This is a genomic window from Sphingomonas daechungensis (genome assembly GCF_014489495.1).
Taxonomy (GTDB): domain Bacteria; phylum Pseudomonadota; class Alphaproteobacteria; order Sphingomonadales; family Sphingomonadaceae; genus Sphingomicrobium; species Sphingomicrobium daechungense.
The window spans coordinates 2,300,133-2,315,872 of the sequence record NZ_CP060780.1 but is presented as its reverse complement, the minus strand read 5'-3'; the positions used below and the strand labels follow the sequence as shown (position 1 = coordinate 2,315,872).

Genomic DNA, 15,740 nt, shown 5'->3' with positions numbered 1-15,740 from the left:
TGTGCCCGAGATTTCGAATGCGCGAATCCTGATTGTTTCGAGCGACGGCTTCGAAGAATCGGAACTGTTCGGCCCGCGCCAGATCTTTCAGGATCGAGGCGCGAATGTGAAACTTGCGTCTCCGGATCTGAAGCCGATTCAGGCGACCGTTCACGACGATCCCGGCAGGACGATCCGCCGGATCTAACGATCGAGCAGGCTCGCGCCGAGGATTACGACGCATTGGTCCTCCCCGGCGGTGTCCGCAATCCCGATCACTTGCGGACGAACGGAGCGGCAATCGAGCTGATCCGCGCCTTCAACCAGGCGGGAAAGCCCATTGCCGCCATCTGTCATGGTCCCTGGCTGCTGGTCGAGGCCGACCTCCTGCGCGGAAAGACGGCGACCAGCTGGCCATCGATCCGCACCGATCTTCGCAATGCGGGCGCGAATGTCGTCGACGAAGCTGCCGTGACCGACGGAAACATCGTCACAAGCCGCAACCCCGACGATGTACCTGCCTTCACGGAAGCCGTCATCCGGCTGGTCGAGAAGTCCGGTGCGATGGCGGCCGCCGAGGAAACTGCCTAACCGGCTGGAAAGGATTTCCCGTTACACCCGATCGCATGGGTGAGCGCGAAAACATTGGGTGGTCGCTGGCGTTCGAACTTGCGCCGGCTGCGATATTTGGGTCGGCGGTGGCTTTTGCGGCCGGGACGTTCGGTGGTCAGTCGATTGTCGCGGTGACACCCGTGGCAGCAGGCGCGGGAGCGTTTGGCGCAACCTGGCTTTTCCTCAGGAAATTCGGGGAGAGCGAAGGGGCTTTCCGATCAGCCAGTTCGAGCAGGCTCCGGCGGAGTATGAACAATCGTCCGTTGCCGAACTGCTGGAACAGGCCGACGTGGTTGGCATCGTCGAGCGGCTCGGTGCCACCGAGGAAAAAGCGCCCGGTGAAGAACTCGTACTTGACGAGGTAGTGGAGCCTGAAGTTCCAGATTCGCGCGTTGTGCAGCTTTTCCAGCCTGCGGAGACGGCGGGCGAAATGCGAGAGCGGATTGAAACCCATCTGCGCGGTAATCCCCGGCGAACTCCGCCGGACGCGACGCAAGAGCTGCACGATGCGCTTGCAGCTCTCCGCCGCTCGCTCCGCTAATTCTCTATCGTCAGCGCCTCGATGGCGAAGCTGAGGGAGCCGTCGCGCTCGTGTGACGGCTTTCCGTACACGAGCACGTCGGCGACCAGCTGTCCGGGAATCGCGAACTCGCTGTCCGAGAGATCGCTGGTCATCATCTTGAAGATTTCATTGGCTCCTGGCCCTGGAATCCTGAACTGCATTTCGTGACGTTCGCCGACGAAAGTGAGCGATTGCCAATCGGTTGAACGATAGTGCGTAAGCAAAATCCTATCACGATTGACGAGTGCGCGGGCGAGGAGGGCACGTAGCAAGGCAGCGCCAGCCCGGGACATGGCAAGGCGGTTCATTGGACAGTCTCCAGAAAAGCACGGACACGCTCGACTGTCGCTTCGCGCGGCTCTCGCCCTCTGCGAAGGTCGAACACGAAGCGTGGATCGCCAACCGCGTCGCGACCGAAACGAGTCGGCGCGATTTGGCTCCGATTCAGGAACTTCTCAACTTCACGAAGTAAATGCACTTGCTATTCCTCATTACCCAACGCGACTCGGCTGCCCATTCCCTCCCAATGCAATTCCTACTTGTCTAGGGATTTTCCTATAACTATGAGGAAACCATGTTGAACGACCCCGCACAGTTCTTGAGCGGCTATGCGCCGAGCGGGGGAGGACTTTGCCGGCCTTTCGCGGATGCTGGGTCGCAACCCGGCCTACATCCAGCAATTCGTCCGCCGCGGCGTCCCGAAGCGCCTCGGTGAGGATGAACGCCGCAAGCTCGCACGATATTTTTCCGTCTCGGAGGCGCTACTTGGTGGACCGTCGGGCGATGAGGCGGTTGGTGGGTTGGTCGCCGTAAACCGCAGCGCGGTTCGTGCCTCGGCGGGACCGGGGCAATCCCGTACGATCAAGTCGGCAAAGCCTATTTCGCATTCGACGAGGGCTGGCTGAAAAGCCTGACCCAATCGCCGGCCGGCCGTCTGTCCATCATCCGTGTCGAAGGCGATTCCATGGCGCCGACGCTGAACGCGGGCGACGATATTCTGGTCGACCTGGGCGACTGCAACGAAAGACTGCGAGACGGGATCTACGTCCTTCGCGCCGACGATGCGCTGGTCGTCAAGCGCCTCGCGCTTCATCCGGCCGGCCGGCGAGTCACTGTGCAGTCTGACAATCCCGCCTATCCCGATTGGCCGGATTGCGACATCGAGGCGATCAACTGTATCGGCCGCGTTATCTGGGCCGGCCGCAAGATCGGCTGATCAGCGGCGCGAGCGATCCAGCAACCAGATGGCTGCGGCCATCGCCGCGCCCGCAAACGTGCCGATCAATATGCCCTTCATGGGATTGCCAGCCATGACGCCCCAGATCGCTCCGGCGAGGATCGCGATCATCCACAGGAATCCGCCGGCCATCGGTTTTCGTGTCGCCATGAAATCGCTCATGGCAGAGCGCGGTCGTTGGCTCCACCCTCCAAACATTCATGGTGAACGATCGGTTGACCAGGAATGTCGGTCATCGGGAAAGGGGTTCGGGGTTAATGGGAGACATGGACTCGCCCTACATCGCTGGCCGCCTTGCTCTCACGGAAGCTTCGGACCTTATCGACCGCTTCGGGGACGATGCAGGGTTTGAGGCCGCGGCGCGTGCGGAAAGCAGCCGCGATGCGGGCAACTTGCTTCGATTCTGCCATTGGCGGCAGATCGAGCGGGTCATCGCGACACTTTCCGACGAAGAAGTGCGTGGAACTGTGCACTAGACCATAGACCGGACTGGCGCCGTTCAGGAGCGCCGGTTAGGCTCCTATCATGAGAGCGTGGGGAAGAGCGCCGCTGACCGCATGCGCGGTCGCTGCATTGCTGTGCCCTTTCGCCCCGCTTGGTCGCAATCGCAGGGATCCGCGGAATTGGATCCGAATGCGCCGCTCGATCCCATGCCGGACCTTGGCGTCGACTGGCCGGACATGAACGCGCCGGACGTGATTGCTCCGCTGGACGCCACCGAACCTGCTGCGGATGCGACTGAGACGAAGGCGGCCGAAGTCGATTCCACCAAGGAAAGCAAATACTCCGTTGTCCTGGAAGGCCTTCAGGGGTCGATGGCGAGCGGGCGCTCACGGAAACGTTCAATACGCAATCGGCGCTTCGCCAAGGCCATGGCGAGGCATTGAATGCGGCGCAGATCGACCGGCGGTCGAGGGCGGACGCAGACCTACTGACCCAGCTCCTGCGATCCCGCGGCTATTTTGATGCCGTGGTCGATCCCCGGATTGAGCCGATCAAGGACGCGATCCGCGTTGTTCTGGTCGCCGACCCGGGGCGACAATTCACGTTTCAGTCGGTTGAGCTTCCCGGCCTCGAGTCGGCCGGCGAGGAAGCGGCATCGCTGCGCAGCGCATTCGCCGTCAAGGCGGGCGATCCGGTGATCGCGGAAAACGTCATCAATGCCGGTACCGCGCTCAAGGTCGCGCTTGGGGAGGATGGCTATGCGCTAGCGGAAATTGGCGAGCAAAAGATCGAAGCCGATCACCGAACGCAAACCGCCACCCTGGTCCTGCCCGTGCAACCCGGACCGGTCGCGCATTTCGGGAAGTTCACGGTCAGCGGCAAGCCTCCGTTCTCGGCCCGTCACATCGCGACCATCGCGCGGTTCGACACGGGTGACCAGTTCAAGCAATCGAAGGTCAATGACCTGCGACGTGCGCTCGTCGCGACGGGGCTCGTCGCGTCAGCCGATGTAAAGCTCGTCCGTCAGCCGATCGGCAGACAATCAATATCGACGTACACCTCGAGCCCGCTCCGATGCGGACCGTTGCCGGAGAACTCGGCTACGGCACGGGTGAAGGCGTGCGCGTTGAGGCGAGCTGGCAGCATCGCAACTTCATCAATCCGGAAGGCGCCCTCACGGTGCGGGGCATCGCCGGCACGCAGGAGCAGATGGCATCGGTCGAGCTTCGCCGCAGCAATTTCCGCCGCCGCGACCAGACGCTCGACATCCTGGCGCTCGCCAGCAACGTCAATCGTGATGCTTATGAAGCGCGGACGCTCCGGCTCAGCGGCCTGATCGAGCGGCAGAGCAACATCATCTGGCAGAAGAAGTGGACGTGGAGCTACGGCGCGGACCTCATCGCGACCGACGAGCGCGGCATCTTCAACGACATCAATACCAAGGAAACGCGGGCCTTCTTCATAGGCGCGTTGCCGCTAAGTCTCCGTTACGACGGATCGAACGACCTACTGAACCCCTCGACGGGCTTTCGACTCGGCGGCCGCGTCAGCCCGGAGGTCTCGGTCAAGGGCTCGAATACAACATATGCGCGGATCCAGTTGGACGCGAGCGCCTACCGGCCGGTTTCGGACAGTGTCGTGCTGGCCGGCAGAATCAGGCTTGGGACGATCCTCGGGGCTGAGTCGTCGGAAATTGCTCCCTCCAGGCGTTTCTACTCAGGGGAGGCGGCTCCGTCCGCGGGTATGGCTTCCAGCGCCTGGGCCGCGCGACGCATTCGACGATCCGATCGGCGGGTCAGGTCTCGCCGAATTTGCCCTCGAAGCACGCATCCGTCTCAAAGCGTTCGGAGGCAATTTCGGAGTGGTCCCGTTCCTCGACGGTGGCACTCTAACCACGGACGCCATGCCGGATCTCAATAGCTGGCAGCTCGGCGCGGGCGTGGGCCTTCGATACTATTCGGCTTTCGGACCGATCCGGATTGATGTCGGAACGCCGCTCAATCCGCGGGCCAACGATTCCAGGATCGCCGTCGTCGTTTCTCTAGGACAAGCGTTCTAGCGTGGCCGAGGCCGCCGAAACCGCAGTCCCGGCTGCGCCGCCCGATCGGCCGAAGCGGAGCTGGCCGCGGCGCCTGGCGACCGAGTTGCTGGCATTCGTTGCGGCCATTTTCGCATTGGCCGTTGTCGGGCTGATCGTTCTCGACACCGCTCCGGGCCACCGCTTCATCGTCGACCGGATCGAGCGAATCGAGACGTCTTCTGGGCTGCGCTTCCGCATCGGGCGCATCGAAGGCTCAATTTTCCGCGAAACGAAGCTCAAGAACATTGCGGTGCTCGATCAGAACGGAGTCTTCGTCACTTCGCCCGAAATCGATATCGACTGGGCGCCGCTGCGCTGGTTTCGCAACTCGCTTTTCCTGGAGCGGATCGAGGCGGATCGAATAACGCTTCTCCGTCTGCCGAAAATGAAAGCGACTGGGCGACATGGCCCATTGCTTCCCAAGTTCGACATCCATGTTGGCGAACTCAGCATCCACCGGCTCGAGCTTGCGAAGGACGTCACCGGCGTTGCGCGCAGCGGGTCGGTCTACGGAAGCGCCGACGTGCGTGGAGGCCGGGCTCTCGTCGATCTCCGTGCAAAAATGGACCGCGGCGGCGACCAGCTCGCGCTCAAGCTCGATGCCGAGCCGGACGGCAACAGGTTCGATTTGGAAGTCCGCTCGCACTCTCCCGCCGACGGAATTGTTCCGGCGTTGCTTGGCTGGAAACGCTCGATCGATCTGGTTGTGACCGGCGACGGCTCGTGGACCGCATGGCGGGTATCGCAGCGCTGGATGTTTCGAATCGGAAGGCTGCCCGCCTCGAGTTGACCGTTCGCGACGGTCGATACGGTCTTTCGGGCGCGCTTGCACCCGCGCCATTTCTGAAAGGGCGATGGAAGGCGCTGACGTCACCGACGGTGAAGGTGATCGGCGACGCCACATTCAAGGATCGGATACTTGGCGGGAAGCTGACCGTCGGTTCGGCAGCGCTGCGCGCCGTCGCAAGCGGCGCGGTCGACCTTGCCGAGGGCCGGTACGAGGACCTTCGCCTGGGCGTCGATCTGCTTCGTCCACAAGCGCTGTTCACCAACATGACGGGTCGCGACATCCGCATGCTGTGGACGCTCGACGGCCCGTATGAGACCGCGCGCTTTTCGTACCGCCTGACGTCTCCCGCCCTGAAGTTCGACGACATCGGTTTCGTGAACGTGCGTGCCGAAGGGAGCGGCAATCTTTCGCCGTGGCCGATGCGCGTTCCGCTGCAACTGTCGGCCCGGGCGATTACGGGCATCGGCGATGTCGCGGGCGACATTCTCGCCAACGCACGGCTCGACGGCGTCCTGACAGTCACGCCGAAGTTCGTTCGAGGTGATGGGCTGCAGCTCAGAAGCGCGAAGCTGAACGCGAAGCTCGGGCTGCTGTTCGATCTGGTGACCGGCCATTTCCGGGTGGTGATTTCTGGCGGACTGACGCGCTATTTCATTGAGGGCCTGGGAATCGTCGACGTCCAGACGGAACTCACGGTCGTGCCCGGCCCGAATGGCAAGGGCTCGAGAGTGGTCGGCACCGGCAAGGTCTGGGTCCGAAGGCTCGACAACAGTTTCTTTGCCAGCCTCACGGGCGGCCTGCCGAGAATCGAGACGCGGCTCGAGCGAGGCCCGGATGGGATCCTCTATTTCACCGGCCTTCAGCTTTACTCGCCCAAGCTTCGCCTGGCTGGCGAAGGTCGTCGCAACCATGACGGTACTTTCCACATGGTGGGCCGCGGAAAGCAGGCGCTCTACGGTTCGTTCCGGCTGACTCTCGATGGAGATATCGTCCGGCCGCGCGTTCAACTCTTCCTGGATAGCCCGAATGAGGCTCTCGGACTCCGCGACGTGAACGTATTGCTGGACCCGACAGCCGCGGGTTTCGACTACAAAGCGAACGGTCAGTCGCGATTGGGTCCCTTCACCAGCAACGGCCGCATCCTCCTGCCCAAGGCGGAGCGGCGGTTATCTCGATTGCTGCCCTGGATGTCAGCGGGACACGCGCCTCGGGCGATCTACGCGCCGACCCGGGCGGCTTCACCGGCACGTTGACACTGGCTGGGGAGGGCTCGACGGCACACTTGGCTTTGCGCCCGTGAATGGCGCGCAGAGGATCGAGGCGCATCTCAACGCGACAGACGTCCATTTCCCGATGCTGGCTGTGAAGTCGGGACGGATCGATGGCAGCATGATCCTGCAGGACGGCCGCACGACCATCGACGGATCGGTCAACGCACATGGCCTTCAGATGTCCGGCATGACCCTGGCCAGCCTGAAGGCCAACGCAAAGCTGGTGAACGGGTCAGGACAGATCCAGGCAGTGCTCGCTGGTCGCCGCGGCGCGGCATTCGAATTCAACGCGCTGGCGGATGTATCGCCCGACCGCATCGAGGTCACAGGGAAGGGTTCCGTCGAGCACCAGCCGCTTGTTCTGAACCAGGCTGCGGTCCTCACGCGAGCGGGTGACGGCTGGCAGCTCGCTCCCACCAGCATAACCTTTTCCAGTGGGCGCGCGGTCGTCGCGGGCCGCAGCGGATCGCTCCCCGAGGTTCACGTCCAACTGCAGTCCATGCCACTGGAAGTGCTGGATCTCGGCTGGCCCGATCTCGATCTCAGCGGAATCGCTTCCGGCCGGCTCGACTACGCCTGGAAGGGCAACCGCAACGGGCGCGTCGACCTCAAGATCCGTGGCCTTAGCCGGTCAGGGCTCGTGCTTGCGTCAAAGCCGATCGACGTCGGTGTCGCCGCCATCATCACCGGCGACAAGGCAGCGATGCGGGCTGTGGCGGTCAGTGGAGGCGAGACGATCGGGCGTGCACAGGTTCGCTTCGCGCCGATCGGTGGCGGGGACCTTGTGACGGAGTTGCTCAATGCCCCATTGCTGGCCCAGCTTCGCTATGCCGGCCCAACCGACACGCTTTGGCGGCTGTCGGGGATCGAGATCTTCGACCTGACAGGTCCGATTTCGATCGGCGCGGACATTGGCGGCAAGCTCGTCGATCCGACCATTCGCGGATCGGTTCACACGACGAACGGTCGCGTCGAGAGCGCAGTCACCGGCACACTCGTCGAACAGCTCCAGGTCGACGGGCAGTTCATCGGTTCACGCCTGGTTTTCAAGCGGCTGGCCGGGACGACCAAAGGCAATGGGTCCGTCGAAGGTACCGGAACGGTGGACTTCAGCGGTGGGATGGCCGCGCTAAACCTTTCGTTCAACGCCAGCCACGCGCTGCTGCTCGACCGCGACGACATCGCCGCGCGGGTCACCGGACCCATTCAGGTCCGTTCGGACGGGCAGGGCGGAACGATCAGCGGCAAGCTCCATCTCGACAACGGTCGGTTCACCTTGGGCCAGGCGAGCGCCGCTGCAGCCGTCCCGCAATTGCAAGTGCGTCACATCGGCCTCGATCAGGACGAGGTCATCGAAATTGCCGCCCTTCATCCGTGGAGGCTCGACTTCGACGTATCGGGCGGCGAGGTCAAAGTGCGGGGACTAGGGATCGACAGCATCTGGTCCACCAATCTGCACGTTACCGGCACGGCGGATGCGCCCCGCATGACCGGCCAGGCAAATCTCGTCCGCGGCGAATATGACTTCGCCGGCCGGACCTTCCGACTGGATCGGGGAATCATCCGCTTCCGGGGCGAATATCCGCCGGATCCGATCCTCGACATTCGAGCACAGGCGAACGTGCAGGGCCTGGACGCGACGGTGGTCGTCGGGGCAGCGGGTTGCAGCCGGATATCAGCTTCACAAGCGTTCCGCCGCTTCCTGAGGATGAGCTTCTCTCCCGCATCCTGTTCGGCACTTCGATTACCAACCTGTCCGCCGCCGAGGCTCTGCAGCTCGCATCCGCGGTCGCCGCCCTTCAGTCCGGCGGCGGTGGACTGGACCCGATCAACAGCTTGCGGAAGGCCGTGGGCCTGGACCGGCTCCGGATCATTCCCGCCGACGTCGCAACCGGGCAGAAGACTGCCGTCGCGGCGGGTAAGTTCGTGACTCGTAGGCTGTACGTCGAAGTCATCACGGACGGGCAGGGCTATTCCGCCACGCGCGCGGAGTTCCAGGTGACCCGCTGGCTTTCGATCCTTTCGTCGATTTCGACGATCGGCCGGACCAGCGCGAACCTCAGGGTCAGCAAGGATTATTGAGCCGCACCCGCTGGCGTGCCAGAACAGCGCTCAGGCAGGGGAGGCTTCATGAAGAACTGGAATGTGCGCAAGCAGGTCGTCGCTCGCGAGGACCTTCCGGAAGAGCATCGTCTTGCGCAGTCCCTGTCCTGGCCGCACCTCGTCGCGCTTGGCGTCGGGGCAATCGTCGGTACCGGCATTCTTACATTGATCGGGGTCGGCGCCGGCAAGGCGGGCCCGGCCGTGATCCTGTCCTTCGCCATCGCCGGCGCGATCTGTGCCTGCGCAGCGCTCGCCTATGCGGAAGTCGCCACGATGATCCCTGCTTCGGGCAGCGCGTACACCTATTCCTACGCGGTTTTCGGCGAGCTCATCGCCTGGATGATCGGCGTGGCGCTGATCCTCGAATACACCTTGGTCGTCAGCGCCGTGGCCGTCGGTTGGTCGGGCTATGCGGCGGGTTTTCTAAGCTCGATAGGAATGGGGTTACCTGACGCCCTGATAAAGGGGCCAGAGCTCGGGGGATCATCAACGTCCCGCGATCTTCATTATCGTCGTTGTCGCCGGGATGCTGATTGCCGGCACACGCGAAAGCGCGACCGTGAATGCCATCTTGGTCGTTATCAAGATGGCGGCGCTCGCCTTGTTCATTGCTGTTGCTTTGCCGGTCTTCGACTCCTCGCATTTCCAGCCGTTCATGCCGTTCGGCTTCCCCAAATCTGGACCGTCGGGAAGCGAAGTCGGGGTGATGGCGGCCGCGGCGATCATCTTCTTTGCCTTCTACGGCTTCGACGCGATCGCGACTGCGGCGGAGGAAGCCAAGGACCCGAGCCGCGACCTTGCCATCGGTATCGTCGGGTCGATGGTCGTTTGCGTCGCGATCTACATGGTCGTCGCGGCCGCAGCGATCGGCGCGGTCGCCTACACCGGCTTTGCCGATAGCGCCGAGCCATTGGCGCTCATCCTGCGTGAGATCGGGCAGCCGTGGGCAGCACGCGTGCTTGGCGCTTCGGCAGTGATTGCGCTGCCAACGGTGATCCTCGCGTTCTTCTACGGGCAGAGCCGCATCTTCTTCACCGTCGCGCGCGATGGGCTGCTGCCAAGCTCGCTCGCACGGGTGTCGAGCCGCGGAACGCCGGTCCGCATCACGATCTTCACGGCGGTCGTCACGTCAGTTTTCGCAGGCCTGATCCCACTGACCTCGATCGCCGCCTTGGCCAATGCGGGAACACTCGCGGCTTTCGTCGCGGTATGTGCGGCGATGCTGGTTCTTCGCCAGCGGGAGCCGAATCGCGAACGGCGTTTCAAGACGCCGCTGCCCTGGCTCGTCGGCATCGCTGGCATCCTCGGCTGCCTGTATCTCTTCTACAGTCTGCCAACGCGCACACAGTTGTTCTTCTTCATCGCACAAGCGATCGGTGTGGTGCTTTACTTCATCTATGGGCACGGCGCCGCTGCTCGCGCCAGAGCCCAAAAGACCGCTTAGCCTTGGCGACGGCGGCTGCCGCAAGTTCGGCTGCGGACGCGCGGAAACGGATCCGGGATATCCTGGGCGGTTCGGCGGGCAATCTCGTCGAATGGTACGACTGGTATGCCTACTCCGTCCTGACCATCTACTTCGCGCCGGTCTTCTTCCCGAAAGAAGATCCGACCGCCCAACTGCTGAGCGCCGCGGCAATTTTTGCCGTCGGCTTCCTGATGCGACCCATCGGCGCATGGATGATGGGCATCTATTCGGACCGCTACGGCAGGAAGTCGGGGCTGACCTTGTCCGTTGCCTTGATGGCTGGCGGTGCACTGTTGATTGCGGCGGCTCCGACCTACGCGATGGCTGGAGCGATTGCGCCAACGATCCTTGTCGTCGCACGAATGCTGCAAGGTTTGTCGGTCGGCGGCGAATATGGCGCCAGCGCGACCTACATCTCCGAAAAGGCGATGCGCAATCGGCGCGCCTTCTGGGCGAGCTTTCAGTATATCACCCTGATCGGCGGGCAGCTGCTGGCGCTTGCCGTGGTCGTTCTTCTTCAGGCCTTGATGCCGGAATCTGAACTCCAGCAATGGGGTTGGCGGATCGCGTTTGGTGTCGGCGCAATCCTCGCCTTCGCCGTCTATTTCCTCCGCGCAAGGCTCGGGAGACGGAGTCCTTCAAGAGGCAGAGCAAGGACCGGGCGCCATCGACGATCAGCCATCTATGGCGCAGTCATCCCCGCGAGTTCCTGATCGTCGCTGCAATCAGCGGCGGAGGCTCCGCCGCCTTCTACGCCTACACGACTTACATGCAGAAGTTCCTTGTCAACACGAGCGGATTTTCCAAGCCCACTGCAACGATGATCATGACCATCGCGCTCATCGTCTTCATGCTGATCCAGCCATGGTGGGGGATGGCGGCCGACCGATGGGGTCGGAAGCCGATGCTCTACATCTTCGGCTTCGGCGGAACCCTGGTCTCGGTTCCGATCTACAGCGCAATCAGCGGGGCGACGGAGCCGATGACGGCTCTCGCGCTGGTCCTGGTTCCGTTGGTGCTGCTCGGTGCGTACACATCGATCAGCGGCCTCATCAAAGCCGAACTTTTTCCGGCACACATCCGCACGCTTGGCGTGGCCTTGCCCTATGCGGTGGGCAACACCTTGTTCGGAGGCACGGCCGAATATGTAGCGCTTTGGTTCAAGCAGGCGGGTGTCGAGAGCGGTTTCTATTGGTATCTCTCAGCGGTCATTGGAATGGCCGCGATCGGCTTCGTGATGCTGCCTGAAACCAAGACGAACAGCCAGATCCTGGAGGAGTGAAGGCGTTGGCTCTCCAGCCCGCTGACCGCGTGAAATTCTACCTGGTCCTGGTCATCGCGATCCTCCTGGTCCCGATCACGCTCGGCGGTTCGAGGACAATCTTCAACGACGGTGACGTCAGCTGGCACATCGCCACAGGCGAATGGATTTTGTCGCATGGCACGATCCCGAAGACGGACCCGTTTTCCTTCTCCTGGGCCGACCGTCCCTGGGTCCCGATTGAGTGGGGCGCGGAAGTCCCGCTCGCCGCCGCGTATCGCATGGCGGGATATAGCGGCATCAGCGCGCTGGCCACGGCGGCGCTGGTCGCGCTGAACGCAATCGTCTTCACCAATGCCCTGCGATCGGTGCGACCGCTCCCGTCCCTCGGCGTCGTCCTGGCAATGGATGCAATCCTCATTCCGTCCTTGCTGGCCAGGCCGCATCTGTTCGCCTGGGCGCTGCTCGCCTTCTGGACAGTGCTGATGATCCGGGCGCGAGAGCGCGACCGTGCCCGCCGCTGGCGGCCGCGCTCTTGATGGTCGTCTGGGCGAACATGCACGGCAGCTTCGTGATGGGGCTTGTCGTCGCAGCGGCGTTCGGGCTCGAGGCGATCTGGCAGCCGGATGGTCGCGCTCGGGCGTTCCGGCAATGGGGCTGTTTGGACTGCTCCTCGCCATAGCGGTGCTCGTCAATGCCAACGGCATAGAGGGCGTTCTGCACCCCTCCGGATTGCCAATCTCTCGATGCTTCCCTTCATCGATGAGTGGAAGCCGTCCAGTCCGCAACGGACTCCCTTCTTCTTCGTCCTCCTTCTGGCGGTTGCTGCGTTGATCGTGTGGAAGCGGCCAAAGATGCATCCGGTGAGATGGATGCTTCTCGCTTTCCTGCTCGCCCTCGCATTCCTGCAGACAAGGCATCAGGCAGTCTTGGCGATCGTGTCCGCCGTGCTCCTGCCCGCCGCCTTCGCCACGGTTCCGCGGGAAACTGAGATGACGAGGCCAGTCTGGTTGGCCGCCAGCGGGTGCGCTCTTGTCTTGATCGCGATACGGCTCGCATGGCCAATCACGCCTGATGAAGTCGAATCCAACCCGTGGAAGCTGATCGCGTCAGTCCCGGGCGAACTTCGGTCTCAGCCCGTGCTCAATGGCTACGTGATGGGCGGCCCTTTGCTTCTGTCGGGGATCAAGCCGTACGTCGACGGTCGCGGCGACATGTACGGGGACGAACTCGTCATCGGATACAAGAAGATCACTGACGGCGACGCCGCGATGCTCGATCAGGTTGTCGACAAATGGGGAATCCGCTGGGCGATCTTGCCCCACCGTTACAAGAAGCTGGTCGCGCTGCTCGAGCATGACCATGATTGGAAGAAGATCCGTGAGGATCGGACCGGCATCGTTTTCGTGCGCGTCAGCGCTTGAGGAAGCCTTCGAGGTCGGTGCGGATCTCATCGATCGAGCTGCGTCCCCACTTTTCGCTCCACGGGGAATCGTCGTCATCGTCGGCGTGCAGGAAGCTCGGGACGGTCCAGCTGTGGGGCATCACGTCCGGCCGTGCGTTGGCCAGGCACGCAAGGTCGAACGGTTGGACAAAGCGAAGGCCAGCCTGGTCGCCGCAAACCCACTGCACGATAGTGAAGAACTGGCCGGCATCTCCAAGGTCGAGGAGCACTTCGGCGCCGATCGGGTAATCGTCGACGGCTACATCGACGAGGGCACCGCCGGCGGAAACATTCCTTAGCCGCACCGGGTTGCTGTCGTGCGCGTAGTGGATTTCGCCTTTCCAGATCAGCGGGTGGCGTTTTTCGTCGCGGTTGCCGAGATCTTCCTCGACGGCCTCGACGTCCTCTTCGACGTCCAGCTCATCGAGCCGCACGTGATCGTCGGGGAAGCTCCGCTGAATGACCGAGAGAAGCAGCTCGGCGCGTTGCTGGCGATCGCATTCGATTCGCGTTTCGTGAGCAAATTCGACGCCGATCGCGCCGTCCTTGATCCAGCGCACCGCGCCTTCGAGCCCAAGACCTTCACCGAGCTGTAGCTCGACCAGGTCCCAGAGGCGCGGGTGATGTCGCAACGAAGCATGGCGCCGCCGCTCGAAAGGTTCACGACCTCTACAGGGCGAGGTTCGCCTTTGAACAAGAGCATGGCGGATTCGCTGTCGAGGCGGTGGCGATTGACGCCGCGGTGGTTGCCGCGCCGCGTTTCTGCCCGCGGAACGCGCACGCTCCCAAGCTCGCCGCCAGCCCCCTCGAGCTGCGAATTCTTGTCGGTGACGACCAGGGCGGGTTTCTCGCCGCTCAGAATCGCCGCTCTGAAGCTGTTACGCGGGGCCTCGACACTCATGAGGCCACCAAATGACTGACTTCAGTTAATAAGACGTGAGCCTTACGACGAATAATACATGTCGAACTCGACCGGGCTCGGCGTGGTCTCCCAGCGCATCACTTCGTCCCACTTGAGTTCGATGTAAGCATCGATCTGGTCTTCGCTGAACACGTCGCCCTTGGTCAGGAAGGCGCGGTCGTTCTGCAGGTTGACCAAAGCCTCACGCAGCGATCCGCAAACGGTCGGAACGTTGACCAGCTCCTGCGGCGGCAGGTCGTACAGGTTCTTGTCCATCGGGTCGCCCGGATGGATGCGGTTCTGGATGCCGTCGAGGCCGGCCATTAGCAGCGCTGCATAGGCAAGGTAAGGGTTGGCGAGAGCGTCGGGGAAGCGGAATTCCACCCGCTTCGCCTTCTCGCCCGTGCCGTACGGAATGCGGCACGACGCCGAGCGATTGCGGCTGGAGTAAGCGAGGAGGACCGGGGCCTCGAAGCCCGGCACCAGACGCTTGTAGCTGTTGGTCGTCGGGTTCGTGAACGCGTTCAGCGCACGGGCGTGCTTGATGACGCCGCCAATGAAGTAGAGCGCGGTCTCGCTTAGGCCCGCATAGCCATTTCCCGCGAAGAGCGGCTTGCCGCCCTTCCACAGCGACATGTGGGTATGCATGCCCGACCCGTTATCCTGGGCGATCGGCTTCGGCATGAAGGTCGCCGTCTTGCCGTAGGCCTGCGCGACCATGTGCACGACATACTTGTAAATCTGCATGCGGTCGGCGGTCGTGACGAGTTCGCCGTAGGTCAGGCCAAGCTCGTGCTGCGCGGCCGCAACCTCGTGGTGATGCTTGTCGCAAGGAAGGCCCATCTCGATCATCGTCGAGAGCATCTCGGCGCGGATGTCCTGGGCGCTGTCGACTGGAGCAACCGGGAAGTAGCCGCCCTTGGCGCGCGGACGATGGGCGAGGTTGCCGCCGTCATATTCACGACCGGTGTTGGTCGGCAGCTCAATGTCGTCGATTCGATAGGACGAGGCGCTGTAGCCGTCCTCGAAGCGGACATCGTCGAACATGAAGAACTCGGCTTCCGGACCGACATAGACGGTGTCGGCGATACCGGTCTGCTTGAGATAGGCCTCAGCGCGGGTAGCGGTCGAGCGTGGATCACGACTGTAGAGGTCGCCGGTCGAGGGTTCGACGACATTGCAGAACAGAACGAGCATCGGCGTTGCGCTGAAAGGATCGATGTAGGCCGCTTCGAGATCCGGCTTCAGGATCATGTCGGACTCGTTGATGGCCTTCCAGCCAGCGATCGAGCTTCCGTCGAACATGAAGCCGTCGGTCAGCTGGTCCTCGTCAATCAGGCCCGACGCCATGGTCAGGTGCTGCCACTTGCCCTTCGGATCGGTGAAGCGGAGGTCGACCCATTCGATCTCCTCGTCCTTGATGCGCGAAAGAATTTTGCCCGCGTCGGTAGCCATCATGACCTCGTCTGAGTTGTGATTCGCCGCGAAAGCGGCCTGCACGAAGCGATTCCCGAAGCGCGGCAAAGAGTCAGGAGGCGCGTGAACTTTTCACGGCTTCTGAAGGGAACCGACCCGAAATGGCGCATTTCCG

At 62.7% G+C, this 15,740-nt stretch carries 18 protein-coding genes and 4 pseudogenes; 16 read left to right on the top strand and 6 right to left on the bottom strand.

All coding sequences use genetic code 11. The annotated features are described in order from the left end of the window. Position 1 precedes the first annotated feature (1 nt). Both H9L15_RS20480 and H9L15_RS20475 read left to right on the top strand, forming a co-directional pair. On the top strand, positions 2–187 hold the full coding sequence (locus tag H9L15_RS20480; RefSeq protein WP_398286186.1) for a hypothetical protein: 186 nt from the start codon (positions 2–4) through the stop codon (positions 185–187). Positions 188–222: 35 nt separating this feature from the next. Next, positions 223–570: a DJ-1/PfpI family protein gene (locus H9L15_RS20475; RefSeq protein ID WP_398286184.1), complete on the top strand. Its 348-nt coding sequence runs from the start codon at positions 223–225 to the stop codon at positions 568–570. Between the two features lie 136 nt (positions 571–706). Here H9L15_RS20475 and H9L15_RS12485 read toward each other — a convergent pair whose 3' ends face one another. Both H9L15_RS12485 and H9L15_RS17885 read right to left on the bottom strand, forming a co-directional pair. Beyond that, positions 707–1,087 carry a hypothetical protein gene (locus H9L15_RS12485; RefSeq protein WP_223276233.1) on the bottom strand — a complete coding sequence of 127 codons (381 nt, stop codon included), beginning with the start codon at positions 1,085–1,087 and terminating at the stop codon, positions 707–709. A gap of 41 nt (positions 1,088–1,128) precedes the next feature. Next, positions 1,129–1,269: a hypothetical protein gene (locus H9L15_RS17885; RefSeq protein ID WP_223276232.1), complete on the bottom strand. Its 141-nt coding sequence runs from the start codon at positions 1,267–1,269 to the stop codon at positions 1,129–1,131. 492 nt (positions 1,270–1,761) lie between these two features. On the opposite strand from H9L15_RS17885, the gene H9L15_RS19825 reads away from it, so the two are divergent. After that, a complete protein-coding gene (locus H9L15_RS19825) occupies positions 1,762–2,058 on the top strand; it encodes a hypothetical protein (RefSeq protein WP_317617520.1) in 297 nt (98 codons plus the stop codon). Continuing rightward, positions 2,004–2,369 carry a S24 family peptidase gene (locus tag H9L15_RS19820; protein WP_317617647.1) on the top strand — a complete coding sequence of 122 codons (366 nt, stop codon included), beginning with the start codon at positions 2,004–2,006 and terminating at the stop codon, positions 2,367–2,369. The genes H9L15_RS19825 and H9L15_RS19820 overlap by 55 nt, the downstream gene beginning before the upstream one ends. Here H9L15_RS19820 and H9L15_RS12470 read toward each other — a convergent pair whose 3' ends face one another. Continuing rightward, complete coding sequence (locus H9L15_RS12470; protein ID WP_223276230.1) at positions 2,370–2,552, bottom strand: hypothetical protein; 183 nt, start codon at positions 2,550–2,552, stop codon at positions 2,370–2,372. 95 nt (positions 2,553–2,647) lie between these two features. Here H9L15_RS12470 and H9L15_RS12465 point away from each other — a divergent pair, with 95 nt between their 5' ends. Next, positions 2,648–2,866, top strand: coding sequence for a hypothetical protein (locus tag H9L15_RS12465; protein WP_317617519.1), 219 nt, complete (start codon positions 2,648–2,650; stop codon positions 2,864–2,866). Between the two features lie 147 nt (positions 2,867–3,013). Beyond that, positions 3,014–3,277 carry a hypothetical protein gene (locus H9L15_RS17880; RefSeq protein ID WP_223276229.1) on the top strand — a complete coding sequence of 88 codons (264 nt, stop codon included), beginning with the start codon at positions 3,014–3,016 and terminating at the stop codon, positions 3,275–3,277. A 320-nt stretch (positions 3,278–3,597) separates the two neighbouring features. Here H9L15_RS17880 and H9L15_RS17875 read toward each other — a convergent pair whose 3' ends face one another. Next, positions 3,598–3,783, bottom strand: coding sequence for a hypothetical protein (locus H9L15_RS17875; protein WP_223276228.1), 186 nt, complete (start codon positions 3,781–3,783; stop codon positions 3,598–3,600). Between the two features lie 125 nt (positions 3,784–3,908). Here H9L15_RS17875 and H9L15_RS19040 point away from each other — a divergent pair. From H9L15_RS19040 to H9L15_RS12430, 10 genes and pseudogenes are all read left to right on the top strand, one after another. Next, positions 3,909–4,496: pseudogene (locus tag H9L15_RS19040) on the top strand (BamA/TamA family outer membrane protein); the annotation flags it as partial. After that, positions 4,420–4,893, top strand: coding sequence for a BamA/TamA family outer membrane protein (locus tag H9L15_RS19035; protein ID WP_262984984.1), 474 nt, complete (start codon positions 4,420–4,422; stop codon positions 4,891–4,893). The pseudogene H9L15_RS19040 and the gene H9L15_RS19035, both read left to right, overlap by 77 nt. Position 4,894: 1 nt before the next feature. Continuing rightward, entirely contained in the window at positions 4,895–5,704 is an 810-nt protein-coding gene (locus H9L15_RS17865) for a translocation/assembly module TamB domain-containing protein (protein ID WP_223276227.1), read from the top strand. Next, the gene (locus H9L15_RS17860; protein ID WP_223276226.1) at positions 5,647–6,957 is read left to right on the top strand and encodes a hypothetical protein; all 1,311 of its coding nucleotides are present in this window, start codon (positions 5,647–5,649) and stop codon (positions 6,955–6,957) included. Before H9L15_RS17865 ends, H9L15_RS17860 begins: the two co-directional genes overlap by 58 nt. A 100-nt stretch (positions 6,958–7,057) precedes the next feature. Beyond that, positions 7,058–9,057 (top strand): annotated as a pseudogene (locus tag H9L15_RS19815) (translocation/assembly module TamB domain-containing protein). A gap of 48 nt (positions 9,058–9,105) precedes the next feature. After that, a pseudogene (locus H9L15_RS12450) lies at positions 9,106–10,522 on the top strand (amino acid permease). A gap of 137 nt (positions 10,523–10,659) precedes the next feature. Then, a pseudogene (locus H9L15_RS12445) lies at positions 10,660–11,825 on the top strand (MFS transporter); the annotation flags it as partial. Positions 11,826–11,830: 5 nt separating this feature from the next. Then, entirely contained in the window at positions 11,831–12,343 is a 513-nt protein-coding gene (locus tag H9L15_RS12440; RefSeq protein WP_223276225.1) for a hypothetical protein, read from the top strand. Further along, the gene (locus H9L15_RS12435; protein ID WP_187714291.1) at positions 12,343–12,486 is read left to right on the top strand and encodes a hypothetical protein; all 144 of its coding nucleotides are present in this window, start codon (positions 12,343–12,345) and stop codon (positions 12,484–12,486) included. The genes H9L15_RS12440 and H9L15_RS12435 overlap by 1 nt, the downstream gene beginning before the upstream one ends. A gap of 64 nt (positions 12,487–12,550) precedes the next feature. Further along, complete coding sequence (locus H9L15_RS12430) at positions 12,551–13,228, top strand: hypothetical protein (protein WP_187714290.1); 678 nt, start codon at positions 12,551–12,553, stop codon at positions 13,226–13,228. On the opposite strand, the gene H9L15_RS12425 is transcribed toward H9L15_RS12430, so the two are convergent. Then, the gene (locus tag H9L15_RS12425) at positions 13,218–13,880 is read right to left on the bottom strand and encodes a PilZ domain-containing protein (RefSeq protein WP_187714289.1); all 663 of its coding nucleotides are present in this window, start codon (positions 13,878–13,880) and stop codon (positions 13,218–13,220) included. The two genes, H9L15_RS12430 and H9L15_RS12425, sit on opposite strands and share 11 nt — an antisense overlap. Before the next feature lie 311 nt (positions 13,881–14,191). Beyond that, the gene (gene glnA / locus H9L15_RS12420; protein WP_187714288.1) at positions 14,192–15,604 is read right to left on the bottom strand and encodes a type I glutamate--ammonia ligase; all 1,413 of its coding nucleotides are present in this window, start codon (positions 15,602–15,604) and stop codon (positions 14,192–14,194) included. Between the last annotated feature and the right edge of the window lie 136 nt (positions 15,605–15,740).